This window comes from uncultured Tateyamaria sp. (assembly GCF_947503385.1).
Lineage (GTDB): Bacteria > Pseudomonadota > Alphaproteobacteria > Rhodobacterales > Rhodobacteraceae > Tateyamaria.
This window is the reverse complement of the sequence record NZ_CANNDO010000004.1, coordinates 218,851-245,204: the sequence shown is the minus strand read 5'-3', so window position 1 is coordinate 245,204 and position 26,354 is coordinate 218,851. Positions and strand designations below refer to the sequence as shown.

General features: G+C 62.5%; 29 protein-coding genes. 11 read left to right on the top strand and 18 right to left on the bottom strand.

The genetic code is table 11. From position 1 onward, the window contains the following. Nucleotides 1–79: 79 nt before the first annotated feature. From Q1A85_RS15035 to Q1A85_RS15005, 7 genes are all read right to left on the bottom strand, one after another. Nucleotides 80–841 carry a PhnD/SsuA/transferrin family substrate-binding protein gene (locus tag Q1A85_RS15035; protein ID WP_299691016.1) on the bottom strand — a complete coding sequence of 254 codons (762 nt, stop codon included), beginning with the start codon at nucleotides 839–841 and terminating at the stop codon, nucleotides 80–82. Then, a complete protein-coding gene (locus Q1A85_RS15030; RefSeq protein ID WP_299691013.1) occupies nucleotides 838–1,272 on the bottom strand; it encodes a TerB family tellurite resistance protein in 435 nt (144 codons plus the stop codon). Before Q1A85_RS15030 ends, Q1A85_RS15035 begins: the two co-directional genes overlap by 4 nt. Before the next feature lie 25 nt (nucleotides 1,273–1,297). Then, complete coding sequence (locus Q1A85_RS15025) at nucleotides 1,298–1,732, bottom strand: TerB family tellurite resistance protein (RefSeq protein WP_299691010.1); 435 nt, start codon at nucleotides 1,730–1,732, stop codon at nucleotides 1,298–1,300. 5 nt (nucleotides 1,733–1,737) lie between these two features. Beyond that, the gene (gene rlmJ, locus Q1A85_RS15020) at nucleotides 1,738–2,511 is read right to left on the bottom strand and encodes a 23S rRNA (adenine(2030)-N(6))-methyltransferase RlmJ (protein WP_299691007.1); all 774 of its coding nucleotides are present in this window, start codon (nucleotides 2,509–2,511) and stop codon (nucleotides 1,738–1,740) included. Nucleotides 2,512–2,651: 140 nt separating this feature from the next. Further along, nucleotides 2,652–3,242 (bottom strand): ferric reductase-like transmembrane domain-containing protein, encoded by a 591-nt coding sequence (locus Q1A85_RS15015; protein WP_299691005.1) that lies wholly within the window; start codon nucleotides 3,240–3,242, stop codon nucleotides 2,652–2,654. Nucleotides 3,243–3,254: 12 nt separating this feature from the next. Beyond that, complete coding sequence (locus tag Q1A85_RS15010; RefSeq protein WP_299691002.1) at nucleotides 3,255–3,752, bottom strand: twin-arginine translocation pathway signal; 498 nt, start codon at nucleotides 3,750–3,752, stop codon at nucleotides 3,255–3,257. A 180-nt stretch (nucleotides 3,753–3,932) separates the two neighbouring features. Continuing rightward, nucleotides 3,933–4,160 carry a YjhX family toxin gene (locus tag Q1A85_RS15005; RefSeq protein WP_366140598.1) on the bottom strand — a complete coding sequence of 76 codons (228 nt, stop codon included), beginning with the start codon at nucleotides 4,158–4,160 and terminating at the stop codon, nucleotides 3,933–3,935. A gap of 437 nt (nucleotides 4,161–4,597) precedes the next feature. Between Q1A85_RS15005 and Q1A85_RS15000 the strand changes: the two genes are divergently transcribed. Then, nucleotides 4,598–6,358, top strand: a complete 1,761-nt coding sequence (locus tag Q1A85_RS15000; RefSeq protein ID WP_299690996.1) for a tetratricopeptide repeat protein — start codon at nucleotides 4,598–4,600, stop codon at nucleotides 6,356–6,358. After that, nucleotides 6,355–6,828 carry a GNAT family N-acetyltransferase gene (locus Q1A85_RS14995; protein ID WP_299690993.1) on the top strand — a complete coding sequence of 158 codons (474 nt, stop codon included), beginning with the start codon at nucleotides 6,355–6,357 and terminating at the stop codon, nucleotides 6,826–6,828. Before Q1A85_RS15000 ends, Q1A85_RS14995 begins: the two co-directional genes overlap by 4 nt. Nucleotides 6,829–6,831: 3 nt before the next feature. Here Q1A85_RS14995 and Q1A85_RS14990 read toward each other — a convergent pair whose 3' ends face one another. The 6 genes from Q1A85_RS14990 to secG all read right to left on the bottom strand — a co-directional run bounded on the left by Q1A85_RS14990 (nucleotide 6,832) and on the right by secG (nucleotide 13,618). Next, nucleotides 6,832–7,428 carry a hypothetical protein gene (locus Q1A85_RS14990; protein WP_299690990.1) on the bottom strand — a complete coding sequence of 199 codons (597 nt, stop codon included), beginning with the start codon at nucleotides 7,426–7,428 and terminating at the stop codon, nucleotides 6,832–6,834. Between the two features lie 113 nt (nucleotides 7,429–7,541). Beyond that, nucleotides 7,542–8,897, bottom strand: a complete 1,356-nt coding sequence (locus Q1A85_RS14985; protein WP_299690987.1) for a hypothetical protein — start codon at nucleotides 8,895–8,897, stop codon at nucleotides 7,542–7,544. Beyond that, complete coding sequence (locus tag Q1A85_RS14980; protein ID WP_299690984.1) at nucleotides 8,894–10,168, bottom strand: TfuA-like protein; 1,275 nt, start codon at nucleotides 10,166–10,168, stop codon at nucleotides 8,894–8,896. Before Q1A85_RS14980 ends, Q1A85_RS14985 begins: the two co-directional genes overlap by 4 nt. Continuing rightward, nucleotides 10,165–11,373: a YcaO-like family protein gene (locus Q1A85_RS14975; protein WP_299690980.1), complete on the bottom strand. Its 1,209-nt coding sequence runs from the start codon at nucleotides 11,371–11,373 to the stop codon at nucleotides 10,165–10,167. Before Q1A85_RS14975 ends, Q1A85_RS14980 begins: the two co-directional genes overlap by 4 nt. Nucleotides 11,374–11,437: 64 nt before the next feature. After that, nucleotides 11,438–13,081, bottom strand: coding sequence for a CTP synthase (locus Q1A85_RS14970; RefSeq protein WP_299690977.1), 1,644 nt, complete (start codon nucleotides 13,079–13,081; stop codon nucleotides 11,438–11,440). 174 nt (nucleotides 13,082–13,255) lie between these two features. Beyond that, nucleotides 13,256–13,618, bottom strand: a complete 363-nt coding sequence (gene secG, locus Q1A85_RS14965) for a preprotein translocase subunit SecG (RefSeq protein ID WP_299690974.1) — start codon at nucleotides 13,616–13,618, stop codon at nucleotides 13,256–13,258. Between the two features lie 113 nt (nucleotides 13,619–13,731). Between secG and nthA the strand changes: the two genes are divergently transcribed. From nthA to Q1A85_RS14950, 3 genes are read left to right on the top strand one after another with little or no spacing between them, the layout of a single operon-like run. Then, entirely contained in the window at nucleotides 13,732–14,340 is a 609-nt protein-coding gene (gene nthA / locus Q1A85_RS14960; RefSeq protein WP_299691463.1) for a nitrile hydratase subunit alpha, read from the top strand. Further along, nucleotides 14,337–15,011: a nitrile hydratase subunit beta gene (gene nthB / locus Q1A85_RS14955; RefSeq protein WP_299690971.1), complete on the top strand. Its 675-nt coding sequence runs from the start codon at nucleotides 14,337–14,339 to the stop codon at nucleotides 15,009–15,011. Before nthA ends, nthB begins: the two co-directional genes overlap by 4 nt. Next, nucleotides 15,008–15,316 (top strand): nitrile hydratase accessory protein, encoded by a 309-nt coding sequence (locus Q1A85_RS14950; protein ID WP_299690969.1) that lies wholly within the window; start codon nucleotides 15,008–15,010, stop codon nucleotides 15,314–15,316. The genes nthB and Q1A85_RS14950 overlap by 4 nt, the downstream gene beginning before the upstream one ends. Nucleotides 15,317–15,367: 51 nt before the next feature. Here Q1A85_RS14950 and Q1A85_RS14945 read toward each other — a convergent pair whose 3' ends face one another. Beyond that, nucleotides 15,368–15,763: a DUF6524 family protein gene (locus Q1A85_RS14945; protein ID WP_299690968.1), complete on the bottom strand. Its 396-nt coding sequence runs from the start codon at nucleotides 15,761–15,763 to the stop codon at nucleotides 15,368–15,370. A gap of 173 nt (nucleotides 15,764–15,936) precedes the next feature. Here Q1A85_RS14945 and Q1A85_RS14940 point away from each other — a divergent pair, with 173 nt between their 5' ends. Then, the gene (locus Q1A85_RS14940) at nucleotides 15,937–17,229 is read left to right on the top strand and encodes an adenylosuccinate synthase (RefSeq protein ID WP_299690966.1); all 1,293 of its coding nucleotides are present in this window, start codon (nucleotides 15,937–15,939) and stop codon (nucleotides 17,227–17,229) included. An 11-nt stretch (nucleotides 17,230–17,240) separates the two neighbouring features. Then, entirely contained in the window at nucleotides 17,241–17,456 is a 216-nt protein-coding gene (locus tag Q1A85_RS14935) for a DUF2842 domain-containing protein (protein ID WP_299690963.1), read from the top strand. A 72-nt stretch (nucleotides 17,457–17,528) separates the two neighbouring features. Here the strand turns inward: Q1A85_RS14935 and Q1A85_RS14930 are convergent, their stop codons facing one another. After that, nucleotides 17,529–19,742: a hypothetical protein gene (locus Q1A85_RS14930; protein ID WP_299690960.1), complete on the bottom strand. Its 2,214-nt coding sequence runs from the start codon at nucleotides 19,740–19,742 to the stop codon at nucleotides 17,529–17,531. Between the two features lie 210 nt (nucleotides 19,743–19,952). Here Q1A85_RS14930 and Q1A85_RS14925 point away from each other — a divergent pair, with 210 nt between their 5' ends. Continuing rightward, nucleotides 19,953–20,603: a thiamine diphosphokinase gene (locus Q1A85_RS14925; RefSeq protein ID WP_366140595.1), complete on the top strand. Its 651-nt coding sequence runs from the start codon at nucleotides 19,953–19,955 to the stop codon at nucleotides 20,601–20,603. Here Q1A85_RS14925 and Q1A85_RS14920 read toward each other — a convergent pair. Next, a complete protein-coding gene (locus Q1A85_RS14920; protein ID WP_299690955.1) occupies nucleotides 20,521–21,438 on the bottom strand; it encodes a DMT family transporter in 918 nt (305 codons plus the stop codon). The genes Q1A85_RS14925 and Q1A85_RS14920 overlap by 83 nt on opposite strands. A 195-nt stretch (nucleotides 21,439–21,633) precedes the next feature. Here Q1A85_RS14920 and Q1A85_RS14915 point away from each other — a divergent pair, with 195 nt between their 5' ends. Then, complete coding sequence (locus tag Q1A85_RS14915; protein ID WP_299690953.1) at nucleotides 21,634–22,644, top strand: hypothetical protein; 1,011 nt, start codon at nucleotides 21,634–21,636, stop codon at nucleotides 22,642–22,644. A gap of 17 nt (nucleotides 22,645–22,661) precedes the next feature. Here the strand turns inward: Q1A85_RS14915 and Q1A85_RS14910 are convergent, their stop codons facing one another. Together Q1A85_RS14910 and Q1A85_RS14905 are read right to left on the bottom strand one after the other, a co-directional pair. Beyond that, complete coding sequence (locus Q1A85_RS14910; protein ID WP_299690950.1) at nucleotides 22,662–24,035, bottom strand: L-serine ammonia-lyase; 1,374 nt, start codon at nucleotides 24,033–24,035, stop codon at nucleotides 22,662–22,664. Between the two features lie 3 nt (nucleotides 24,036–24,038). Beyond that, nucleotides 24,039–24,746 carry a glutathione S-transferase family protein gene (locus Q1A85_RS14905; RefSeq protein ID WP_299690947.1) on the bottom strand — a complete coding sequence of 236 codons (708 nt, stop codon included), beginning with the start codon at nucleotides 24,744–24,746 and terminating at the stop codon, nucleotides 24,039–24,041. Nucleotides 24,747–24,874: 128 nt separating this feature from the next. Here Q1A85_RS14905 and Q1A85_RS14900 point away from each other — a divergent pair, with 128 nt between their 5' ends. Next, nucleotides 24,875–25,462 carry a hypothetical protein gene (locus Q1A85_RS14900; protein WP_299690944.1) on the top strand — a complete coding sequence of 196 codons (588 nt, stop codon included), beginning with the start codon at nucleotides 24,875–24,877 and terminating at the stop codon, nucleotides 25,460–25,462. Nucleotides 25,463–25,565: 103 nt separating this feature from the next. Next, a complete protein-coding gene (rpiA, locus tag Q1A85_RS14895; RefSeq protein WP_299690941.1) occupies nucleotides 25,566–26,354 on the top strand; it encodes a ribose-5-phosphate isomerase RpiA in 789 nt (262 codons plus the stop codon).

Below are 26,354 nucleotides of genomic sequence, written 5' to 3'. Positions count from 1 at the left end.
AGCCGGTATAAGGGGGCAAAACCGGGTGCTTGTCTACGGGCAAAAGGCGCGGAATCGCGGGCAAATGCCCTAATTTCCGTCACGTGATGCGGAATTCATCGGGTGGCGTCGGCACCGGCAACCCAAAGTAGTCCGCCTCGTCCAGCACGACAAAGCCTTGCAATCCGCCAAGGTCGGGGTGCCCGATCCACGCCGACAGGCCGCACACGTGCGCCAATGCCGCGCGCAGCGGGGCGGCGTCGCGTCCCTTGGCGCAGATGAGGGGCAGACCGGGGGTTGGGTCCGTGTGGCCCACAACCGTTACCTGCGCCGCCTGCGGTGCGTAACGTTGCAGAAGCCGCCAGGTCACCGCATCCAGCGCCGCCTGATCCGCACGCCCTTCGGCAACCGCCGCCATGGATGCCGCGTGTGATCCGGTGCGGATGAAGGTGACATCCCCGCTGCTGTCTGCGCTGGCCAGCGACGTGCCCGCCCAACCCGACTGGCTGTCAAAGCCGTTGAGCGCAAAGCGCAGCGCACCCTCTGGCGGGTCTGGGTTCTGTTGCACATAGACCGACCGGTAGTGACCGGGCGGGCACGGCATATCCGCTGTGCCGAGGCCGAAATCGAAAGTACCGACATAAGTGACCTGATCGCGCAAGGCGGTGCGCAATGGAAAGGAACAGGTCTGCGACACAGCCAGATCGGGCGCGCGCCAATGTTCGGTCCACGGTGCAGGCAAGTCGTCCGGCGCGGTGAGGTCGGGGAGCGGCACGTCAGACGCGGCCTGCACATCCGCCCAGAATCCACGCCACGCCCCAGCCGTTTCGGGCCGCCAGTACATGGGCAGGCTGGCGATCAACCTGTGACCTGTTGGCGAACGCGGGCGCTGTCCTGATCGGTCACGCCCAGCAGGTTGGACACCAGCCGAAGCAGGGCGTCTTCCTCTTGGGCGCGTTGTCCATCGGCCAGAACGACTTTCCACAAAGCGGCGATGACACCCAGACGGTCCTCGTAAGGCACGGCGTCCTTGATGGCGCGGGTAAAGCGGACGGTGTCGGGCGCTTCGGCCTCCATCGCTTCGGCTTCGGTGCGCAACGCCTTGGCATCACTCGGAGAAAGCCCATAGCGATCTTGTGCGATTTCGTCGATCAGGGCGCGTTCATCCCCGGAATAGTCGTTGTCCGATCGGGCCACGCGGACCAGCAACGCGGTGAGGGCAAGGCGCGCGTCGGCGTCGGCGATGGGGGCGGGTTCGGGCTGAATCAGCCGCTTGAGAAGGTCTTGAAACATGTCACCTCATGTATGCCGCACGGGCCTATTCGCCAAGCGCACGTGTTTTGATGTCGGCGCTGTCGGCTTGGGTGATACCCAGTGCCGCTTCGATCTGGTGCAGCGACGCTTCTTCGATGGCGGCATGTTCGCCGTCCGCCAGCAGCACCTGCCACATGGCCATGGCAAGGCCCAAGCGGTCGGCATAAGGTATTGTATCGCGGAGAATTTCCGCGAATTCTGGCGTGCCCGGTGCGTGCCGTTCCAATGCCTCGCAAGTGGCGCGCAACCGGGCCGCTTCGAGCGGTTTGAGGTCGAACGTACCGCTCAGGATTTTGTCTATCGCGGCCAGTTCGGCGGCTTGATATTCACTGTCGGCCATGGCCACGCGCACCAGCAGCGCGCCGAGCGCAAGCTGTGGGGTAGGTTCGGGCAGCGGCGGTGTTTCCTTGGGGCGTTTCGGGAACAGGCGTTCAAACATGGATGTCACTTCAGTTGGTCGAAGCGAGTTTTCAGATTTGCGGCGCGTTCGGCAAGCCCAAAGGGCGGCCTGATCACAAAGAGACCTGAGCCGACCATGCCATGGCCGGTGCGCGCGGGGGGAAACCGGACCTCGCTGCGCAGCGCGTCTGGATGGTTATTTGCAAGGGTTTTCAACATGCTGGCGTGCGCATTGGATGTCAGAATTGGATACCACAGCGCGATAATCCCAACATTCCACGCGCGGGCGTATTTGCGGATGTGACGGGGGATGTCGTCGTAATCCGACTTAACCTCATAGCTGGGGTCAATCAGCATGAGACCCCGGCGGGGTGTCGGCGGCAGTTTCGCATGGGCAAGGGCAAATCCGTCGGTCTGATGCACCTGAGCGGTGGGCAACGTGTGCTGCAAGGCGGCGCGTTCCTGTGGATGGAGTTCCGCCAAGGTGATGCGATCCCCGTCACGCAGCAGCAGGTCAGCAACAAGCGGTGAGCCTGGATAAGCATTTATGCCATGTGTTTCAGATGTTTGGTGCATGACCTGCATGTATGGATCATCGGCGGCGAACCAGTCTGCAACCCGGGCAATACCTTGCGCCGCCTCTCCGGTCTTGGTCGCTTCCGCTGCGGCAAGGTCGTACAGCGCGCGGCCTGCATGGGTTTCCAAATAGCTAAGCGGTTTGTCCTTACGGGTAAGATAGGACAGCATCCACGCCAGCAGCGCGTGCTTGTGGACATCGGCAAGGTTCCCGGCATGGTAAATGTGCTGGTAGCTGAGCATCTGCCGGTTATGAGCGTGGGCGACGATGGGCGCAACATTTTAGGCGCCACGCTGGTCTCGGGGACCACACCCTTGCGGTTCCCGGAGCAATACGTGGCATGTCCCCTGCGCAGACCCGTGCACAGATGGCGATCGGTCTTCTAAGGGCGACGTACGGGCACAAGACCGACCACCCACGCAACCCGAACCGCTGCCAGCGCAACCAGCAGGCTGAGGCCAAATTTGGTTAGCGTTTCCATCGTGCCGTCGATCAGCAGCACGTGGATTACGGTGCCCCCGGCCACGATCACCGCCAGTGCTGCGTGCGCGCGCCGCCACGTCATCGGACGCAGAGGCAACCGTTTGCGCAAAGCGGCGAGCAGGGCGGCGGCAAACACGGCCCACATCGCGATCACCCCCCACGCGGAAAAGGGCGTGGGCGAGGTAAAGGTGAGCGCATCCACCACATCCGGCGGGCTGGCAATCCAGAGACCCGCCACGTGGCCCGTAACGCACAGCACCAGCAGCGCGCCAGAGGCGCGGTGCACGCGCCGGGCGCGGGCTTGGGCAAGGGGCAAATCACCAACGGCAAGCAGGGGTTGCACCAGCAAAAGCGCCATTCCGGCGATGCCCGCAAACCCGGCGGCGATGTAGACGCCACTGCGCCACTGCAAAAGCGGGCTGCCCGCCGCGGCGATGAGCGGCGCAAGCAAAGCGGCGGCCAGCGCGGTCCAGATCAGGGCGGCGCGCATCGGCAATCCGTGTCAGGCCGGAACAAGCACAAAATTGACGTCGAGTATTGTGTCGGAGGCGCGCGACATGATCGGGCGCAGGAACACGGTCTCAAACCCGTTGTCGTCAAAGTCAGCATCATAGGCGAGGTGGCCATGGGCCTGACCAAAGGCCGGTACAATCTGCGGCATGTCCATGGCAAAGCGCCCTTGGGCATCGGTGAGGGTCGCACCGTGGATGCGCTGGTCGCGCTCGTGACCTTCGGTGGTGTGCGCCCACATCTGGATACGCGCGCCGGGTATGGCTGCGCCGTCGCCCGCGCGGCGCACGGTACCGGTCATCAAAAAGCCGCCGCCGCCGATCCGTTCGACGATAGGCGCGCCGGGGCGATAATTGTTCGATCCGCCGCGCATGGTGGGCGTGGGCGCAAGCCCAGCGGCGCGCGCGGGCACGCGCAGCCCAGCGGCGGTGGTGATCAGTGCAGCGCCGCCCGTGGCCAGCACGGCGCGGCGGGGGAGTGACGTAGGCATGACAGTCTCCTCTCAAAAGCGATGCACCTTGAGGTAAGGTCATAACACAGCCGGTAAACCGGCGTCACGCGGTCGTGATCCGGTGCGGGCGGGCCGACGCCGGTCGGCCCGCCCGCGTTGGGTCATGCGCCGTGCAATCCGGTCAGTTGCACCGCAGCTATATCGTCCTTTGGTCCCCTTTCAGCGTTGGTTGAGTTGCGCGCGTACGGCCTCAATCCCTTTGCGCGACACGCGGTAGGGGCGGCCGTTTTGCGACCGGATGAAGCGCCGCCTTTTCAGGCGCAGGAATACGTCGAGGGTACAATCTGTGAGGACGTGCCCTTCGCGCGTAAAGCAGGTGATGCTGCGTATTTTGCCATTGTCGTGCCGTTCGTGGTGGATGGCCCCACCCAGCGCCAGTACATGCAAAACACGCTGTTCGTGTTTTGAGATATTCAACGGATGTCTCGATTTTGTCAGAGTATGCGTCCGGGATCACTCAGCGTCGCGCGTGAGTGTCCTTGGGTCTCGGGTCCCGGTCGTGAAACGATCAGGCGCGGACGGCTGTCCGGGTCTCTTGCATAAAATCTCCGTCGCGCGAGGGCGGGTGCCTCGGGCTGGGAAAGACTTAGGGGCCGTGACGCACGCGGGCAAGGGGGCGTCGGTGGGAACGCCGCATTGTGTCGCGCGGGGCACAGGACCTCACCTGTGGTTGCATTGCGCGCGCAAACCACGGTTTTGCGCCTTGCAGTGCAGGCAATCGGCGGAAACCCACTGTTCAGATTTTTCCAAACCCGGTAGGAACAAGGCGGATCCGAAGCTCCGGGTTTGCCAATTTTGGGCACCATTGCGCGATTGGATATTGGGTGGAAATTTCAGGCGTCACACATTACGGCGATACGGCTGTTCTGGTCGCGGATATTTACGGCTATTCCAAATTGATGAGCCGCAACGAGGCGGAAACCTCGCAGCGGGTGTCGAATGCGATCAACCTGATCCGCCAGTTGGCTGCGGATTACGGAGGGACAATCAAGAACATCGCGGGTGACGGGGTGCTGGCGTTGTTCGACAGCACGGCGAACTGTGTGAATTTTGCAGTGGCGATGCAGCGCGAATTTTCCAACGACGTGGTGTGGAATTCCGGGGCAGACCCGATTTCTTTCCGCATCGGTATCAACATGGGCGAAGTGCGCGAAGGGCATTTCGGCCTGCACGGTCATGCGATCAACGTGGCCGCGCGGGTTCAGACGCTGGCCAAACCGGGTGGGATATGCGTGACGCAGGCGGTGTCACATGTAGCGCGTGACGTGGTGGATGTGCCGCTGACCTCGCTGGGCACGCCGGAGCTGAAGAACATTGACGAGGTGATCGAAGTGTTCGAGATCGAGCCCATTGGCACGGCGCGACACGTCACCGCCCCACCGATCATCGAACGACACGTGACGGTGCAGGACATCCCCGATAATTCGGTGGCGGTTCTGCCATTGGACAACATGTCCGGTCAGCCGCAAAACGCGCATCTTTGCAACGGCTTGACGGGCGACATTATTTCTAACTTGACGCGGTTCAACAATCTGCACGTGATTGCGCAGCAGTCATCAAGCCTGTTCGAAAGCCGCCATATGCCCGTCCGCGAAATCGGTGCCAAGCTGGGCGTGCGCTATCTGACGACAGGGGGATTTCAGCGCGCGGGCGATCAGTTGCGCGTACAGGTACAATTGCTGGAAGCGGAATCGGGCCGGTCGGTCTGGGCTGAGACATTCAACGGCAGCATCGAGGACGTGTTTGCCTTTCAGGATGAGATCACGGCTGTCATCGCTTCGTGTTTGTCGGTCAAGATCGACAAGGCCGAGCGGCAGCGCCAGCAACGCACGGCGCCGTCGGACTTGCAGGCCTATGGTCTGATCCTGCGGGGTCGTGAAGTCTACAAGCAGCCGCGGCGCGAGTTGAACCTGCACGCGCGCCGCCTGTTCGAACAGGCGTCCATCATCGACCCGGCCTATGCGGTGCCGTATGCGAGCATCTCGCGCACGTCGAACGACGCATGGCGGTTCAACTGGGCCGAACACCCCGAAGAAGCACTGGATGACGCGATCACCAAGGCGGAGATTGCGCTGCGGCTGGACCCGGATGACGCGCGGGGGCACGCGGCCCTGGGCAATGCCTGCCTCTACAAGCGCCGCCACGACGAATCGCTGGCCGCCTATGAACGGGCGATCCAGTTCAACCCGAATGACGCCGACATTCTGGCCGAGATGGGCCATTCGGCCAGTGTCTATGGCGAACCAAAGCGGGCGGTGGAGTTGATCGGGCGGGCCATGCGGCTGAACCCGTTCTACCCTGACTGGTATTTATGGCACCTGGGCGAGGCATTCTTTGATATGAATGACTACGAACAGGCCATACGGACATTGACCCAGATGCGCGACAAGACAGAAGCCTACCGGATGCTGACCGCTAGCAACGCATTGCTGGGCCGGATGGATGAAGCGCGGCGGCACGCAGCGCAGATCCTTGAGACGCATCCGGAGTTCACCCTGAAACACTGGGAAAACGTGCCTCCGGACCGCAATCCCGGCCCACGGGATCGGCTGATCGAGGGGTTGAAGAAGGCGGGCCTGCAGTGACCGCGTGGGACTGTCCGGCGTCGCCTGCCTATGATTTGCGGCCCGCGACCGACGCGGATTTTGACTTTGCCCGGGACCTATATCTGAGTTCGATGAAGCCATTGTTGATTGCGCTGGATGCGTGGGACGCAGATCAGATTGACGCCGCGTTTCGCGGCTATTTCATCGCAGCGGAAATTCGCGTCGTCACCGTGGCAGGTGTTGACGCGGGGTGGATTCAGGTGTCGCAGACCCACAAGGAGCTGTGCCTTGATCAGTTGCACCTGATCGAAGAGGTGCGCGGGCAGGGGATCGGCACCGCGCTGATCAAGGCGGTGATTGCCGATGCGACCGGCCAGAACAAGAATGTCAGCCTGTCGCTGGTACGGGGCAATCCGGCAATCACCCTGTACCGCAGGCTTGGATTCGAGCGAACGTCCGAGGATGACACCAAAATCCACAAGCGCCTGACAACGGGACGCGCTGCATAACGGTCAGTCGCTGCCGCCGAACGCTTTGCCCCCGCTATAGGCTTTGCCACCGCTATAAGCCTTGCCGCCACTGTAGGCTTTGCCACCGCTATAGGCCTTGCCGCCGCTGTAGCCGCCGCCGTCCTGACCCAATTCGGCGTCCAGCAGAATTTGATCCAGCGGTCCGATCTCGGGGTCGAGCCGGATCGAGAAATCGGATTTCTCATAGGCCCAGACCATCACGTCATCGGCAAATTTTACGTTGCGACGCGAAAGCCCGGCCTGATCGACACTGCCGCGTCCGCGTTTGGACACGGCCTGCTGATCCTCGGCGGGCGCGCCTGCGCCATGCACCAGAAAAATCTGCGGCCGCGCAAGGTCGTAGTAGTGCCCTTCGAAGCTGAAGCCGAAGATGCGCGCAAAGCGTGCGCCCGAAGCGGCCAGTTGCGCGTCGACGAAATCATTTTTGTCCGACTGTTCGGGCCGCTTGGTCTGCGGCACCACGTTGCCTGCGTTGGATGTCTGCGTTTCGTTTGGTCCTGCGGCCTCTTCGTATTTCAAATCATCCAGTTCGCGGCCAAAAAGCAAAATTGTCGAAAAATTTACAAGTCTATCACCCAAATCCGTGTCCTCCCCCGACACTGACGGCGCGCGATGCGCCGGTCCCCAATGTGCAATCTATGACATATCGGATGCGACGGTGTCAGTTTTTTCCTGAACTGCGCGCGCAGCGCCTAGCGGTGTTGCGCAATTTCACGGCGGATCGCATAGGGCAGGTGGCGGCTGCATCTGTGCTGTTGGTCGTCCGGCGTGGCGGTCCGATCCGAGAAGGCGTGGCTGGTTTCATCCGGGGGGGCAAGGCGCGGTCCCGCGCTGATCACACCGATACCACGACGTTCCATGTTCAGGCGGATGATCCGGTGATACTGCCCGCCCGTCATGGCATGGTCGACCTCGAGAAAGGTCTTGTAGACGTCCGCGTAATCCAGCGTCTCGATCGACAGGTGGTCCCAGATTCCGGCCATGGCAAAGCCCATGTAATCGCGCGAGGCGATCAGCGCATCAGCGAAGGCACCGGGATTTTGCGCATAAGCCGCGTCAAACAGCGGCTGGACTATCGCCTGATAATTCGGGTCCCCTTCGAGCCGGTCGGACAAATCCTCAAGCTCGGACGAGATCAACCCGCCAGCCAGCAAATTTTCGTGAAAGATATCGACCCAGATGTCGAACAGCGCGCCTGTCAGGACCTGACTGAGGTCATGTTCATGCACCCAGCCTCCGGCAAACTGGTACAACGTCACCTCGTTGGATGCGGACCGCAGCTGACCGTTGTTTGACACCTCGCCAAAGCGGTTGAGCCGGTTGAACGAATAGAGGTTGCCGCTGCTTGCCTCGAGCAGACCCACCAAAGCGCTGTCGAAATGCAGCAGGGAAATCAGCGCCACCATGTCCGCCGCGGATTCGTGAAAGCCGAAATATTCCCCGTTCACGTCGGTTTTGCCCGGCAGGCCAATCTCGTTGTAGATGATAAGGTGCCCGAATTCGTGAGACAGGATGTCAAAGCTCAGGCCAAATTCCACCAGTTCCCCGGTCTTGAGCGTGTAGGATCCAATCTCGATCGAACCGAAGCCCGCAAATGCATTGTCGAGCCCGCGCAGGAACAGAATTTCAAGCCGGTCGTAGTGGTCACGAAAGTGAAATTCGAGGCGGCGTTCAAAATACCGTTCCCAGATGTCCATGGTAAAGCGGATCGCGCCAAAGGCGTGGGCCTGTTCGAATTCGTACGTGCCAGTGTCGAGGTGGTCGAAATGGCCGTCGTCATCGGGATGGGCGAACGGCAACAGCGGGCCCTGCCACGGGGGACGGTAGTGAAAGGTCGATCCGCCGGGACCGGGGTAATAGCCATAGGCGCGTTCCTTGCCCACCGGGTCGATGACGTACATGCGGTGATCGGACGGGCCGGGCATGACCGTGCCGGCGGGGGACGAAACCCATATCGTCTCAGGCTCTTGCTGCTGATCAAGCGTGGGCAATTGCGGAAACAGCCTGAACCGTGTGCCGCCGGAATGTTCGGTTTCAACGTAGCTCACGCGTTGTGCCCCCCGTCTTTGTGATGCCACAGCAAATAGGTGCGCGCCATCATTTGTTCGAATGCGTCCCGGTCGGCGAAGTCGCTTGTCTTGATATAGGCGTCGAGATCATCGGGCACGGGGCGGTGCGTGACGGTCTCGAAATACCATTGCAAAAGCGCCCCGGGTTGCAGGTCGAGGCTGTCCGGTGCGGGGTTCGGGTGCCCGAGTGTATCCAGCGTGGCCGCCATGTGTCGCGCGCGCCTGCGCAGCCCCGCAAGCGTGCCGTCGCTCTGTAAGAGGTCGACCAGTGCCACGTCAAATGCGTCGCGGTGCTGTGCGATAACGTCGGTCAGTCCGATGTCTTCGGCGCAGCGATAGTGCAGCGCGTTGAGGTCCGTCTTGTGCGCTTCCAGCCAGTCATTGAGCGCTTGCGCGGTGTATAGTTGTCGTTCGGCCCGAAACCGTGTCACGGCGCGGTGCACCTCGGCCTGTGACACCTCCCAAGACGTGTCAGCGGCAAGCGTCGCCACCGCGCGGCGGCGCAGATCGACATAGGCCTCCGGGTCATGGCGCAACTGGTCCAAGATCAATGTGGTGTGGCGGTCCGGGCCCGCCGCGCGCACCAAGCCTTCCCACATGACGGTATGTTGGAAGGTGAACGTGGCCATAGGCTTGGGGATGTCCGAGGCCATATCGGTCAGCATCTGGAGCGCGTCGCGTTGTTTCTGGTCGACGGCGTGCTCGCGCACCCAGACGCGCAGGTCACCCGTGCCCAGCAAAGTGTCCCATGTGCGGTCAGGGAAATGCAGGGCCTTGGCTCGCATGATCAGTTGGGCCGCCGCATTGCCGTCGATCTGGCCCCGCTCGGTGGCCAGCGCCAGTGTGGCGCGGATGTTCACCATCGGCTCGGACAGCGCGACATAGCCCAGTTCCGCCGGACCGTGGCGCAAAGCCACCTCATCATCATCCTCAAAGGTGCCGTCACGATAGGCCTCGAATATCGCGCCGACGCCGACCATGCCAAAGCTGTGCAATTCGGCGGCGCGCAGAGCGCCCATGCTGGCCGCGCCAAACACCGCGATGCCTTGATCCAGCGCCCACAGGATTTCCTTGTGCCAGACCGATGGCACCCCGTCGAAATACCCGTCGATGAGACCGATGGCAGACGCGCCGTGCTGGCAGGCGGCATGGATGTCGCCGGTGCGGGCCGGCGGATGGAGCCGCGCCTGCGGCAGTATGTCGGTCACAGCGGCAGAGGCGATGGTGGGGCCCGCAAAGACGTGGATCATCGCGGCACCCGCAGTGCCCGGTCGCCGGGGCAATAGTCGTCGTGATCGTGCGGTCCTTCGAGGCCGGGAATGACGATGCGCTGCACAGCGATGCCAAAGGCGGGTTTGGCGAGGTCGACGGCGACGACCTCGGTTACACCCACGGCTTGCAGCCGTGTCAGGAGGATGTCCAGATCTTCTTCCAATGTCTCGCATCTGTGTGTGGGGATGTCCCCAAACGGAACCGCATGGGCGATGGGCCCCTCCATCAGTTCCTGAGCGTAGCGGTTTTTGCGTGCGATGCCTGCGGGCGTGTATTCTGTCGGGTGCAGGTCGTCGCGGGCACCGGTGATGTAGTTGGTGCGCACTTGCACGGCCTCGGTCAGCGCGCGCATCAGGGCGACCTCGCGGCACAGATGCGTGCCCGCGCCGCCACCCGAATGCCCATCGGCATCGCGCGTGTCGGTGATCAGACAGTGGAAGGTGGCTACGCCCACATCGCCGGACATGTCCCAGACCCCAACCGCCATGCCTGCGGCGGTCAGCGCGTCGATCACGCGTCGGCATTGCGGTTCCGTCACCGTGCCCAGATCAAGCTGCGTTGCGGCCTTGTGCCGGAATGGCAGGTGGTCCCACATGGTGTGGGCGTCTCGCTCGATCACCTCGCAGATGCCGTGCACCTGCGCCTCAAACGCGTGATTGCCCGAGGCCAGACCGTTGGTGCTGGCCACGAAGCAACCCGCATTGGGCTGGCGGGGCAGGGTATAGTCGGTGTGGACCAGTTCGGCGGGCAACCATACCGATTGACCGGAGACAAGGTCGCGCCCCTCGATCCAGTGCAGGACACGATCACGGTTGAAGGTGGTGCCGTGCAGGTATGGCAGCCTGTCCGTGTCGATCAGGCGACCCGTCTTGGCCTGTTGGTCCGCGCTGGCGGTCAGATAGGGCAGGTCGATCTCTTCGGCGTGGAACCCTTCGACGGCTTCCATCACCGCCGACGCTTTGGCGGCATCAAGGGTCAGCCCTTTGCCCTGCGACACCGACAGAGCGCGCGCATTCGGGCGGTAGGCGTTGACAACCGGGATGCCGATCCGGTCCAAACCGGTCACATTGGCCACCCGCGTGATGCCCATCGCCGCCAGATGCGGGTGCACGCTGGCCAGCGTGACAGCAGGGTCCACAATGCGATGGGTGCCGTCGGTAAAGGATTTGTGGGTGGTGGTCATCTTGTCTGCTATGCAAACACCAATCCCACGCGGCGCGAAATGGAAAATGCGCGCGGGCTGCGGGTCAGACCAGCCGTGACATTTCCTTGGCCGCGCGGACGAAATCCTGAAACAGCGGATGTGGCTCAAACGGTTTCGACTTCAGTTCCGGGTGAAACTGCACGCCGATGAACCACGGATGATCCGGCCATTCCACGATCTCGGGCAGGCGCCCGTCCGGCGACATGCCCGAGAACCGCAGGCCCGCCTCTTCGAGGCGTTCGCGGTACTTGATGTCGACCTCGTAGCGGTGGCGGTGGCGTTCGTCGATGGCAAGCGACCCGTAGGCCTTTGCCACTTTGGAGCCCTCAGACAGTACGGCATCGTATGCACCGAGGCGCATGGTGCCGCCCTTGTCGTCAGACACCTTGCGTTCCACCTTGTGATTGCCCTGTACCCATTCCTTGAGGTGGTAAACCACCGGGGTAAAACGTTTTTTCCCAGCTTCATGGTCAAATTCTTCGGAGCCGGCATCGGTGAGGTCAGCAGTGTTACGCGCCGCTTCGATCACCGCCATCTGCATCCCCAGACAAATGCCCAGATAGGGTACCTTGCGGGTGCGGGCGAATTCGGCAGCCTTGATCTTGCCTTCGGTGCCGCGTTCGCCAAAGCCGCCGGGCACGAGAATCGCATTGAACCCTTCGAGATGCGGGGCGGGGTCCTCGCGGTCAAAAAGTTCGGCATCCACCCACTCGACCTTGACCCGGACCCGGTTCGCCATGCCGCCGTGGGTCAGCGCTTCGGCGATGGATTTATAGGCGTCCTCAAGCTGGGTGTATTTGCCGACAATGGCGACCTTGACCTCGCCTTCGGCGTTGTGGATGCGGTCACTGACATCTTCCCATTTGCTCAGGTCGGGCTTGGGCGCGGGGCTGATCTGGAAGGCGTCCAATACCGCCTGGTCCAAACCCTCGCGGTGATAGGCCAGCGGAGCGTCATAGATGGTGCTGAGGTCCTGCGCGGCAATCACGCTTTCGGGGCGCACATTGCAGAACAGCGCGAGTTTTTCGCGTTCCTTGACCGGAATGGGGCCTTCGGAGCGACAGACAAGGATGTCGGGGGCAATGCCGATGGAGCGCAATTCCTTGACCGAGTGCTGAGTGGGCTTGGTTTTTAACTCGCCGCTGGCCTTGATGTAAGGCAGCAGGGTTAGGTGCATAAAGATGCACTGGCCGCGCGGTTTATCTTGGGAAAACTGGCGGATGGCCTCGAAAAAGGGCAGCCCTTCGATGTCGCCCACAGTGCCACCGATCTCGCACAGCATGAAATCAACCTCGTCATCGCCGATGTTGATGAAATCCTTGATCTCGTTTGTGACGTGCGGGATCACTTGAATCGTCTTGCCGAGGTAGTCGCCACGGCGTTCCTTTTCGAGCACGGTAGAGTAGACGCGGCCCGACGACACGGAATCGGTCTTGCGCGCGGCCACGCCGGTGAACCGTTCATAGTGGCCCAGGTCGAGGTCCGTTTCCGCACCATCATCAGTCACGAACACTTCGCCATGTTCAAAGGGCGACATGGTGCCGGGATCGACGTTCAGGTAAGGGTCCAGTTTGCGCAGGCGGACGGAAAAACCGCGCGCCTGCAACAGCGCACCAAGTGCGGCGGAGGCGAGGCCCTTGCCCAACGATGAAACAACCCCACCCGTGATGAAGATATAGCGCGCCATTTTCAGTGCTCTCCCGTGGTCGATGCGTGGCAAGAAGCCCGCAGTGGCGGTGCAAATGTTGCGCACCCCACGGGACCTCAGTGTAACAGGATTCGGTTCAGAGGGGCAAGGTTGCCGCAACATGATGTTGCAGCAATTTGGCCAACCTCAAGATTTTGGACGTGTGACGTGGGGTCAGTCGGCGGAGGGCACCAGAGGGCCGCTGTCGTCGGAAGCGGGCGGCAGCAGGTCTTCGCCGGGAGGGACCAGATCGTCCGCCGGTGTGTTTTGCGCAGGTGGCGTGATGCCCAACTGGTCAATGACCGACGTGCCCGAAGCATTGCGTGCCGCTAGGATCGTCAGCGTGATCGACGTGATGATAAACGCGATGGCGAGGATCCACGTCACCTTGCCCATGGCTGTGGCCGCCGCGCGACCGGTCGTGGCGCCGCCGCCGCCACCCATGCCCAAGCCGCCCCCTTCGGAACGTTGCATCAGAACCACGGCGACAAGGCCGAGGGCGAGGATCAGATGGATGATCAGAACGACGTTTTCCATGGAGGCTTTTGGGCACCTTTGCTGCGCGATGCGCGGTATCTATGCAAGTTTGCCAGAGGGGGCAAGGGTGCTGCGTGCTGGACATTGCCGCCCGCTATGATCAGGTTGACACCATGCCACATGATCACGACCACCCGCACAGTGTTTTGCCGCCCGAACCCGCCTTGCGCGTCAAGGCGTTGGAGACGTTGTTGACCCAAAAGGGGCTGATCGATCCGGCGGCGCTGGACGAGATCATCGACACCTACGAAAACCGCATCGGACCGAAGAACGGGGCGCATGTCGTGGCGCGGGCATGGAGCGATCCGGCCTTTAAGGCGGCATTGCTGGACGATGCGGACCCTGTGCTGGCCGAATTGGGCTATTATGGGCGGCAGGGCGAACACATGGTTGTGGTCGAGAATACGGATGCGGTGCACAACATGGTCGTGTGCACATTGTGCTCGTGCTACCCGTGGCCGCTGCTTGGGATTCCGCCGGGCTGGTACAAATCCGACGCCTACCGGGCGCGGGCCGTGCGGGAGCCGCGCAAGGTGCTGGCAGAGTTCGGGGTGAGTTTGCCGGATGAAACGGCAGTGCGGGTGTGGGATTCCACGGCGGAAGTGCGGTATCTTGTGTTGCCGGCGCGGCCTGCGGGCACCGAGGCTCTGAACGCAGTGGCATTGCAGGCGCTGGTTACCCGCGATTCGATGATCGGCTGCGGTCTGGCGGTTGCACCATGAGCCGGGTGCACGACATGGGGGGGCGGTTCGGTGACGGGCCGGTGACGCCTGAGCCGGAAGGGGTGAAATTCCATGCCGATTGGCATCCCCGCGCGCTGGCGGTGACGCTTGCCTGTGGTGCGTTGGGATTGTGGAGCATCGACCTGTCGCGGCATCGGCGCGAAGGGCTCGCGCCCACGGATTACGCGCGGTTCAGTTACTATGAGAAATGGCTTGCTGCACTGGCTGATCTGCTGGTGGAAACCGGTGCCGTGACACGGGCCGAGCTGGTAAGCGGCGTTGCTGATGGTGTGTCACCTTTGGCGGACAAACGGCTGGAGGCCGCGGATGTGGCCGGTGTTCTGGCACGCGGCGGACCCGCGACGCGGGTCGGTGGGCCGGTGGCCACATTTGCGCCCGGCGATGCGGTTGTGGCGCGCAAACCGGCAGAGAACGCGGCCGTCGCCGGGGGCCACACCCGGCTGCCCGGGTATCTGGCCGGGGCGACAGGAGTGGTGGTGCGATGCCACGGGGCACATGTGCTGCCGGACAGCAACGCACATGGCTTTGGCGAGGACCCGGAGCCGCTTTATGCGGTGGCGTTCAAGGCAGAGAGCCTTTGGGCGCATCCCGAACATCCCGGCGACGAGGTCGTGGCCGACCTCTGGCAGAGCTATCTGAGCCGCGCATGACGCCGGACCCGGTATTCGAGGCACCGTGGCACGCGCAGCTTTTTGCGTTGACCGTCCATTTGAACGAAGCGGGGCATTTCGCGTGGCCCGACTGGGCGGAGCGGTTTGGGGCCACGTTGCGCAGGCACGGTGCGGATACCGCGCTGAACGGTGGGGACGATTATTTTGCCGCGTGGCTGGAGACGCTGGAGGCGATTCTGGTCGAGCTTGGCACCGCAGACGCGGCGGAGACGGCGCGGCTGACGGAGGCGTGGCGGGCCGCTTATCTGCACACGCCCCACGGAGCGCCTGTGACGCTGGAGTGACGATGGTCGGACGCTCTTTGGCCTTGCCAAAGACGCCCCGCCCACCGTCCCTTATTCGTCGATATCATCCACGTCCGCCTGACCGGAGAGGCGACGGCGCACAAGGCTCCAGCTGAGGCCAATGCCGAGGACAAGCGACAGCGCAACAAGGCCGATCCACGTGTTGAGGTTGCGGTTTTCCAGCGACAGCAGGCCCACATCGTAGAGCACCCAGAGGATTGCGCCGACCAGAGCCAGTACCAGCGCCATGCCGAACGCTCCGATGGAGCGCAGCGTGGCGCGCAGATAGATGATGTAGCCCACGATCAGCAGCAGCCCGATCAGCACGGCGATAGACAGGTTCGCGCCGCCATATTCGGAGACCCAGACCACATAGTTGTATTGGGTTGGATTGTAGGTTGCGGCCAGAAGGCCAAGGGCGCACACCCAGCGCAGGAAAAAGCCCATATGTCGTGGCTCCGTTTGGATCGTTTGGGGCGTGTCATGGCGGAGCGCGGCGCATGGTTCAAGCGCCGGACCCTCCGGGGGTGGTATTTTTGGTCAGAAGAAACGAAGTATCGGTTTGCGTCCCAGCACCGTGCCGCTATACCGGCGCGGGTTTGCATCGAAAGGGCTCAAGCATGGCCAACGTAGTGGTTGTCGGCGCGCAGTGGGGCGACGAAGGCAAGGGCAAGATTGTCGATTGGCTGAGCGAGCGGGCCGATGTGATCGCCCGGTTTCAGGGCGGCCACAACGCGGGTCACACGCTGGTCATCGATGGCGAGGTCTACAAGCTGCACGCGCTGCCTTCGGGTGTGGTGCGGGGCGGCAAGCTGAGCGTGATCGGCAATGGTGTCGTGCTGGACCCGTGGCATCTGGTGTCGGAGATCGAGACATTGCGCGCGCAAGGTGTGGAGATCACACCCGAAACGTTGATGGTTGCCGAGAACACCCCGCTCATCCTGCCCATCCATGGCGAGTTGGACCGGGCGCGCGAGGCGCAAAATTCTGTCGCCAAGATCGGGACGACAGGCCGGGGCATCGGGCCGTGCTACGAGGACAAGGTCGGGCGGCGCGTCGTGCGCGTGGCGGACCTTGCCGATCAGGCGACGCTGGAGTTGCGGGTGGACCGGGCGTTGGTGCATCACGATGCGTTGCGGCGGGGTCTTGGGCTGGAGCCGGTTGACCGTGATGCGCTGATCGCCAAGCTGGCGGAGGTTGCTCCTGCCATTCTGGACTATGCCGCGCCGGTCTGGAAGGTGATGAATGAGGCGCGCAAGGCGGGCAAGCGCATCCTGTTCGAAGGGGCGCAAGGGGCGCTGCTGGACATTGATTTTGGCACCTATCCGTTTGTCACCTCGTCGAATGTGATTGCGGGGCAGGCCGCGACCGGGGTTGGCATGGGCCCCGGCAGCATCGATTTTGTGCTGGGCATCGTAAAGGCGTATACCACCCGTGTGGGCGAGGGGCCGTTTCCGACCGAGCTTGAGGATGCGGACGGGCAGCGGCTGGGGGAGCGTGGGCATGAATTTGGCACCACAACCGGGCGCAAGCGGCGCTGTGGGTGGTTTGATGCCTGCCTTGTGCGGCAGACCTGTGCGACCTCTGGCGTGAACGGCATTTCGCTGACCAAGCTGGATGTGCTTGACGGGTTCGAGACGCTGAAGATTTGTGTGGGCTACATGCTGGACGGGGTGCGGATGGATTACCTACCCACCGCGGCCGATCAGCAGGCGCGTTGCACACCGATCTACGAAGAGATGCCGGGGTGGAGCGAATCCACCGAAGGGGCGCGCAGCTGGGCCGACTTGCCGGCCAATGCGATCAAATATGTACGGCGGGTTGAGGAGTTGATCGACTGTCCGGTCGCGCTACTTTCCACCTCGCCGGAGCGGGAAGACACAATCCTGGTCCGCGATCCCTTTGCTGACTGAGGAGCGCGCCAATGGCGTTGCGTTACAAGACCCGCAAGCGGCTAGCACTGCTCATCCTGATTGTTGGGCTGCCGCTCTACATCATGGCGGCAGTGAGCCTTGTTGCGCTGTTCGAGCGTCCGTCGATCCTGCTGGAACTCGCCATATACGTGGGTCTTGGCGTGATCTGGGCGATCCCGCTCAAGTTCATTTTCAAGGGAATTGGGCAGCCTGATCCGGATGCGTGACCGGGGCTGGTCCGGAACGCAAAAGGGCGGCGCACCGGAATGCACCGCCCTGTTCCATGTGCGGATCGTGGTTCAGCCTGCGGCGCGTTCGTCCGGGCGGTAACCGATGTCGCTGGTGACGGTGAACCGACCACCCTTGCGCTTTTCGATCTTGCCCGCGCGCAGAAGCTGGCCAAAAGAGCGCAGCCCGTCTTCGCGGCTGAAGTCCTCTTTCTCTACCTGACGCACCTTGGTCATCAGCTGCGGGCGCGAGAACTGGTCGTGCCCTTCGACAAAGCTGAGATAGCTTGCCGCAGCTTCGAGCAGATCGGGCAGGCTGTGCGCGCCCATGTCGGCGGCATAGTCGGCAAAGCTGCCATCGGCAGTGTCGATCGCGGCGGGTTCTTCGGCTTGGGCGATGCGGCGCGGGCGCACCGGGCCGCTTGGGGCCGCACCTTCTAGGTCGACGCGCTGCTCGGCCACGAGCTTCAGAGGGGCAGGCCGCTCTGCTGCGGGGCGGGCGTCGCGTGTGCCGGAGGCCGCGGGACGGCGCGGCACCACGACGGAGGCCAGATCGGAACGGAACGCGCCTTCGTCCTTGATGGTGTCGTCGCCGATCCCAGCATCCGCCTTTTTCGCCATGACAGCGGCCTTGAGGTGCTGGAACGCGTTGCGGCGACGCGAGCCTTCGGGCTCTTCCATTTGGCTGTCGGCTTCGGCCATCAGGCGAGAGACATCCGCGTCGGCCACGGGCATCTCCTGTGCGTCCTCTGCCATGGAACCGACCGCCGAGGCATCGTCCATCTGTTGCAGATCGCTCAGATCATCGGCGTCTGTTTCAGGCAGTTCGGCGGCAACCGCAGCCAGTTCGGCCTGCAACTCGGCTTCTTCCTCTTCGGACAGGGACGAGACGGCGGTGGCCTCTTCTTCGTCCTCAATCTCTTCGATATGACCTTGGGCGAGGGCGGCGTCGATATCGGCGCGCTTGACCTTGATGATGCGGGCGCGCCGCGGTGACGGTGTGTCGGTTGCATCCGTCTCGGCGACCTCATCCTCGATCTCGTCGTCGATGTCATCGTCCATGTCAGCGCCAAAGAGGTTTTCGGCGGCGCCGCTGTCCGCTGTGTCGATGTCGAGATCGGCGGCAAGGCTGTCGATGCCTGCGTCATCTTCTTCGATCACGTCCTGCGGAGCCTCGGCCAACGCGTCGGCTGCGTCCGATGTGTCGGCATCATACCGTGCGAGGATGTCGGAAATTTCGTCATCCGCGTCTTCGTCCGTCACGGCCTCGACCGAATCATCCGCGTCCGCAGCAGCCTCAAAGGTTGCGCGGGCATCGGCAAGGGTCTCCCCGACCTCTGCTTCGGCTGGGTAATCTTCGGGGATGTCGATGTCGGTTTCGTCAGTCGCGGCAAAGGCTTCGGCATGTTCGTCTTCGAACATGTCATCATCTAGCCCGTCTTCCTTGCTTTGGCTGACGACGGCGCGAATGCGTTGCAGCTTGGCCGCGATGCTATCGGGGGCGGGCGCTTCTGGCGTGTCCACCACCTCTTCGGCTTCGATCATGGCGGGCGCGGCATCCTCGTTTTCACCTTCGGCCACATCGGCAGTGGTGTCGGCAAAGAAGGCTTCGGCGCTGTCATCGGGTGTTTCGTCCGCGTCCGTATCCACATCGGCCATCAGCGCATCGAGGTCGTCCGTGTCGCCGGTGGCATCCGCGGTCACTGCGTCTTTGGGCAGGTCGTCGTTGGTGGCATCGTCAGAGAGCGCGGCAGTGGGCTCGTCTTCTGCGGTGGCGTCCGCCTCGTCCGAAGCATCCAGCGCTGCGGAGAGCGAATCCATGTCAAAGGCGGCGTCAGTGTCCGCATCTTCGACCGTCTCTTCGGTATCCGTGACCGGTGCGTCGACAATGACGTCTTCAACCTCCGGCGCGGTCTGAGCCTGCACGGCAGGTTCAGGCTGATCGGTTTTTGCCTCTTGCGGTTCGGGCGCGACGACCTCGGGCGCGTCAGCAACCACATCGGCCACGGTGATCGCCGCGGGGGCGGCGGCCTCTGGCTCCGCGCTCAGGACAATGCGGCCTTCCTGCTCGCGCGCTTCCACGCGGCGGGAAATCTCACGTTCGGCAATACGGGCCAACATCTCGGCATCGGGTTGCGGGGGTTCGGCACCGAAATACCTGTCATCGGCAGCCAGATCGCGAAAATACTCCGCAATCGCCTTCATCGTGCCAAAACTGTCGTCAAATCCCTCCAACGTGCACGAGAATGTGCCGTAGGATACTGTCAAAATTTTATTATTACTCATCATCGGATGCTCATCCTCTGCCGATTTTCGACAATTTCTATAGAGCTGAACTGCGGACCAAAGCGGCCCGAATCTGTGCCGGGTACGGTATCATTTCGAGGCGACATTGTGATTTGTTTCTCAAAAATGCATTAAAGCCGGATGATCACAAGCATTGTTCACAAAAATGAACCCGTTACGCTCGTAGGCGGCGGCAATGCGTCGGCATCGATGGTATTGGACACCGTTGCGCGTGCGCCGACTTGCGTCGCGGCAGACGGGGGCGCGGCGCTTGCGCTGCAAGCGGGCATTGATCTGGCCGCTGTGATCGGTGATTTCGACAGTCTGCCGGGCAAATTGCGCCATGCGTTGCCGCCCGACCGGCTGCATCACATCGCGGAACAGAACAGCACGGATTTCGACAAGGCTTTGCGCAACATCAGCGCGCCCTTGGTTTTGGCGGTGGGGTTCACCGGCGCGCGGCTCGATCACCAACTCGCCGTGCTCTACGTCTTGACCAAGTACCCCGATCGGCCTTGCATCCTGATCGGCGAGACTGAGTTGACCTTTCTCTGCCCCCGCACGCTGAACTTACCGACCCAAGCGGAGGACGTGGTGTCGCTGTTCCCACTGGGACCGGTGCAGGGCACATCCCAAGGATTGAAGTGGCCCATTGATGGTCTGCAATTCGGTCCGCTGACGCAAATCGGCACGTCCAATGCGGCGCTTGGCCCGATCCGGATCGAGGTGGACGCGCCGCATATGCTGGTGATGGTGCCACGGGCGCAGCTGGATGCCGTTATACAGGCGCTGGTGTCCGCGCCTCTATCCGGGCGATGGCCCGCTCGCGCAGGACAATATACAAACCCGCCGCAATCGTGATGAGAATACCGGCCAACGCCAAGCCATTGGGAAAGTCGGAAAAAACGATCAACCCAATGATCGTCGCCACCGGGATTTCGAGGTACTGCATCGGTGCGAGCGTGGCCGAGGGCGCATAGCGCAGCGACCACGTCATCAGCAGATGCGCCAGCGTGCCCAGCAACCCAATGGCGAGCAGCAGGCTCCATTCCAGACCGGTCGGCGTCTTGAGCGTCAGGGCAAAGATGCCGCTCGACTGCGTGAGCAGCAGGAGCGGTCCCATGATCACCACCGCCATGACACCGCTGACCGCCTGTAGACCGACGGGGTCCGTTTCCTTGGCAATCTGGCGCGTGACAAGCATGAAAACCGAGAAGTTGACGGCCACAACCAGCGGCAGAAGAGCGGGCCAGCCCACCTCAACAAAGCTGGGCTGAACGACCATGAGCGTGCCGACAAACCCCACAACACAGGCCCAAAGGCGGCGCGCGCCGACCTCTTCGCCCAGCACGAATTTGCCCAGCAGCAGCATCAGGAACGGCATGACAAAGGCGATGGCCACCGCATCCGCAAGCGGCAGGTATTGCAGGGCCGAGAACATCGCCCCGATGCCAAAGATATGCAGAACGGTGCGCAGCACGGTCAGGCGCAGCACGCGGCCCTGCATCCGCCACATGCGCCGCGTGGCCCAGACAAGCGGGATCAGCACCAGCGCCTGTACCGCAAAGCGGATGAACAAAAGCTGTCCCAGCGGCACCGATTGCCCCAGCAGTTTCGCCACCGCGTCCCCCATCGGAGCCACGATGCAAAAGCCGAGCATGAGTATAACGCCCAACAGGGGCCGGTCTTGGGACATGGGGCGCACGCTACCCGATATCGCGGGTTTGACAACAGGCCATTGCGAGCGAACTGACGCTATCTGACGTCATCGGGTTGTGCTTGACAAACATCTGGCGTCCATTCCACCGTAGGTAGTGACCGGGATTATTTCCCCGGCACCTCTGGTGTGTGGATTGTTTTGCATACCGGCTTTTTCAAAAGGGAACATTTGATGCCGCATCCCGGTCGGCCCGACAGCGATCCCTATGCCTACTACAACACGGCCTATGAACTGGGTGCCGACCTTGCCCGAAGGCGCCTGACCGAATTCGCGAACGATCCTGACAGTGTGTTTGACAACCCCGGCACTGAAAAGAACAAGGCCAAGCCGGTTGCTGACAGGCACATTGGACTGTTGGGTGGTCCGCGTGGCAAAAAGGGGTTTGAAGGGTCGTGGCGACGGCTAGAGTCCGGGCAGGACGAACTGTTTTCGACGGGCATGACGTATCATCTTTTTACCGGATACTGGGAAGTCCTGATATCCAGCAGCCTGCATGTCGGGGCTGCGCATGAACTGGGGCAGGAGTTGAAGGCATTTCTGCAGGTCGTATCCAATGCCCGCCTGTCGACCATGACAGTGCGCTCCGAGGAAACCTATTTTGGTGAAAAAGAGTTGCCGGAGCCAAGCGATCCGGACCCGGTAGAACCCGAAGTCACCCAGCACACCACCAAGCGGTCCGGACCCAAACAGGAAAGTATGGCTGCGTTTCACATCTTCCGTGACAAGGAAACGCTGAAACATATCCAGAGCATGTTTCAGGCCGGTGGGACGGTGGAGAATGTGATTCACTCCATGACGGCCCGGGCAATCGAAACGACACTGAATGCCGTTGCCCGTCCGACATCCACCTTTTCACCCGGCGCAGTGCCACAGGCCTACCTGGACACCGGCGAGGCAGAACGAAACTTGGCCAAAAATCAGCGGAACGGTCTGGTGAGGCATGTGAACCCCAACTACAAGCGCCGCCATTCTGTCGGCAGTCAGGCCTTTGACGCCGAGTATCTCGAAACCCTCATGCAATATAACAAAAAGGGCGACGTGACGCCCGGAGTGAAGCGCATTCACGCCGGTGATCGCAGTCGCAGTGTGTCACCGGTACGTGAGCCGCGAGGCGCGAAGAAAAAGCAAAAACCGCTCAGCCAGTCGCAAGGCGCTGTTGGAACGGGCAACAGCGGCCCGTGACATTCGCCTCGCGATGATCAGCAGTTGGGCACGTTGACAGCAAGGCCCCCCAGCGACGTCTCCTTGTACTTCTCGCTCATATCCGCACCGGTCTGGCGCATCGTCTCGATGCAGGCATCAAGCGGCACCAGATGCGTGCCGTCGCCGCGCAGGGCAAGAGAGGCGGCAGACACGGCCTTGATCGCGCCCAGCCCGTTGCGCTCGATACAGGGCACCTGCACCAGTCCGCGCACGGGATCGCACGTCATACCGAGGTGATGTTCCAGCGCAATCTCGGCCGCGTTTTCGATCTGGGCGGGTGTGCCGCCCATCACGGCGCAAAGCCCGGCTGCGGCCATAGCGGCGGCGCTGCCGACCTCGGCCTGACACCCCGCTTCGGCACCAGAGATCGACGCGTTGTACTTGACCAGCCCGCCGATGGCGGCGGCGGTCAGCAAAAAATCCTCGATATGGGCCTCGGACGCGCCCGGTACGTGGTCGAGGTAATAGCGCAGCGTTGCGGGCAGCACGCCCGCCGCGCCATTGGTGGGGGCCGTGACGACTTGCCCGCCTGCCGCGTTCTCTTCGTTCACCGCCATGGCATAGACACTCATCCAGTCGTTGATGGTGTGCGGTGCGGTCAGGTTCATGCCGCGCTCTTCCAAGAGCTTGTCATGGATCCCCTTGGCGCGCCGCTTGACCATCAGACCGCCGGGCAGGGTGCCGTCCGTCGTCAAACCGCGGTTGATACAATCGTTCATCACTTGCCACAGCCGTTTGGTGCCGGATTTCAGATGTGGGTCGCCGTTGCGCGACACTTCGTTGGCGCGCTTCATCTCGGCGATGGATTTGCCCGAGGCTTGGGACATCTCCAGCATCTCGGCAGCGGTCTTGAACGGGAAGGGGACCGGCGCGCCCTCATCGGTCGCCTTGCCCGCGGCCAGTTCTTCTTCGGTCATGACGAAACCACCGCCGATGGAATAGAACACCTGCCGCAGGGTTACGTCGCCTTGCGCGTCCGTGGCCATCAGGATCATGCCGTTGGCGTGTCCGGTCAGGGCGGTATCATAGTCAAAGACGAGATCGGTTTTGGGGTCAAAGTGCAAGGGTGGCAGGCCGTCGGGATGCAATTGACGGGTTTCGGCGAGTTTGGCTAGCACCGCTTCGGCCCGTTCGTGATCGTAGCTATCGGGCACAAAGCCCGCCAGCCCAAGGATCGTGGCCCGGTCCGTTGCATGGCCGACGCCGGTAAACGCAAGCGAGCCATGGAGAGAGGCGCGCACACCCGCAAACTGGAAGGGTGACCCGCGCATCATGTCGAGAAAGCGCGCCGCAGCCACCATAGGCCCCATCGTGTGGGACGAGGACGGACCGATGCCGACCTTGAACATTTCAAAAACAGAGAGAAACATGGGCTAAAGCGCTATCCCTTCGGGCGGATTGGGGCGCCGGGGCGCGGTGAACGGGGTGGGGCCAAGACCTTCGGCGGCCTGCACGGCATGAACGGCGGCGCGGGTTTCGAGCGCCTCGGCCATGCTGTGCAGCGCAGGCCAGCGCGTGATGTCGAACCATACGGTCTGGCCCTCGGGGTAGATGCCGCACCATCGCAGGATGGCGGCGATGTAGTAGTGCAGGACAGAAGGTGCCGCGTGCTCGGGATGGTCCGCAATGTACCGGTCGAGCAGGTCAAGACCCTTGGGCAGCGTCATGTCGGGCGCGCTGTGCCGGGTGATCTGCGCGCGCAGGTTGGCCTGCGCGTCGGGGTCCGGCCCTACATATTTGGCCGGATAGAACAGCATACGCAGGTGCGCGTGCACCGTGTTCGAGGTGAAAAACAGCCATTTGAGGAAGGCCGCCCGGTCTGCGTCGCCCGGTTGTGGGGCCATGGCGCGGTGCGTTTCGGTCAGCCACAGCAGGATGGCGGCTGTCTCGAATAGGGTGCCTTCCGGGGTCTCAAGCGCAGGAATCAGACCGGCGGGATTGATGGCGCGGTAGGCCGCACTTGCCTGTGCCTGTGCCGCGCGGTCCACCAGCGCGGTGCGATAGGGCACGCCCAGCTCTTCGAGCGTCATCCGCACGATGATCGAGGCGTTGTCGGGCGCATAATGGAGGACGTAGGCCATGGCTCGGTTCTACAGACGCCGCATCTGCGTGCAACGCCTCAAAGCGACAGGTCGGACACCGTTTCGGTCAGGCTTAACCGGCAATTAACCCTGAAATGATTGCCTGCTGAAAAATGGAGGAGGATGCCATGCGCTGGTTCATTGCGGCCCTGTCGCTGATCACATGTCTGATGCCGTGGCGGGCCGGGTTCGGGCAGGAACTGTCGCCCGATGCGCTGGCGGCCGCGCTGACCGCGCGCACACCGGGCGCAACGCTGGAGCGGCTTCAGGGCAATCCGCAGGCCTTCATCGAAGAAGCGGCGGGGCTGATCCTTGGCTATGGGCAGGGTGGGGCGCTGACCGCGGACCAGATCGAGACGGCCATCGCGGCAGAACTATCGCGCTTGCGGGCGCGCGAACTGCGCCGCTTGCTCGAAGCGGATCTGGACAATGACCTGAACGTGACACGCGCCGAACGCGATGTGCAGATTGCAGCGGCCAGTGCCACGATGCGGGGCCGTTTGCTGATCTGGCACAGGGCGGCAGATGCCAACCGCGACGGCACCGCCACATGGGCCGAGATGCGCGCCCATGCGCAAGCCCGGTCTGAGGCGGGGCTGTCCGCGCGGGCCCGTGCGGGGATGCGTGCCATGCTGGTTTTCGATCTGGATGGTGACGGGCGCGTGGTTCTGGACGAAGTGCTCGAAGCGGTTGACGCGCTGGATGGCGGCGTGTGACAGGCCCGCATGGCGAGACGTGGCCAAGGCGGGGGGTTAGGGGTCGCCACCCCGGCGCGCGGCCTCTATAACCACGCCAGCACCAAAAGGAGTCGCCCCGTTCATGCCCGGAGAATTGTCCCCCATCGACAAAGCGAAATTCGTCGCCGCCAAACGCGCCGCCGATTATGTCGAGGATGGGATGCGTGTGGGCCTTGGCACCGGGTCAACCGCCGCGTGGCTGGTGCGCTGTCTGGGCGAACAGGTTCGCGAAGGCGGGCTGCGGTTTCGCGGCGTGCCCACGTCCACGCGCACCGCTGACCTTGCCCGCGAGGTGGGGATCGAAGTCATTTCGCTCGACGAGGCCAAGTGGCTGGACCTGACCATTGATGGCGCGGACGAGTTCGACGGCGACCTCAACCTGATTAAGGGCGGTGGCGGCGCGCTCTTGCAGGAAAAGATTGTGGCGACCGCCTCCGATCAAATGGTGGTGATCGCTGACATCGGCAAAGAGGTCGAACACCTCGGCTCCTTTCCGCTGCCCATCGAAGTGATCCCCTTTGGCTGGCAGACCACTCAGGCGCTGGTCGAGGAAACTCTTATTTCCATGGATGTTCTGGGCCGTCAGTCCACCTTGCGGATGAACGGCGACCGGCCCTTTATGACCGACGAAGGCAACCACATTCTCGACCTGCATCTGCAGCGCATCGGCAACCCGAGGCAGCTGAGCCTTGTGCTGAACCAGATGCCGGGTGTGGTTGAAAACGGGCTGTTTATCGATATCTGTGACGCTGTCGTGATTGGCTACGGCGATGGCCGGGTCGAGGTGCGCGACATCAATGAAGGCACGGTGGAGCAGGACCGCCTCGATTTTCTTGAGACCGACAACCTGTTCACTGACCTGGCAGAGTAA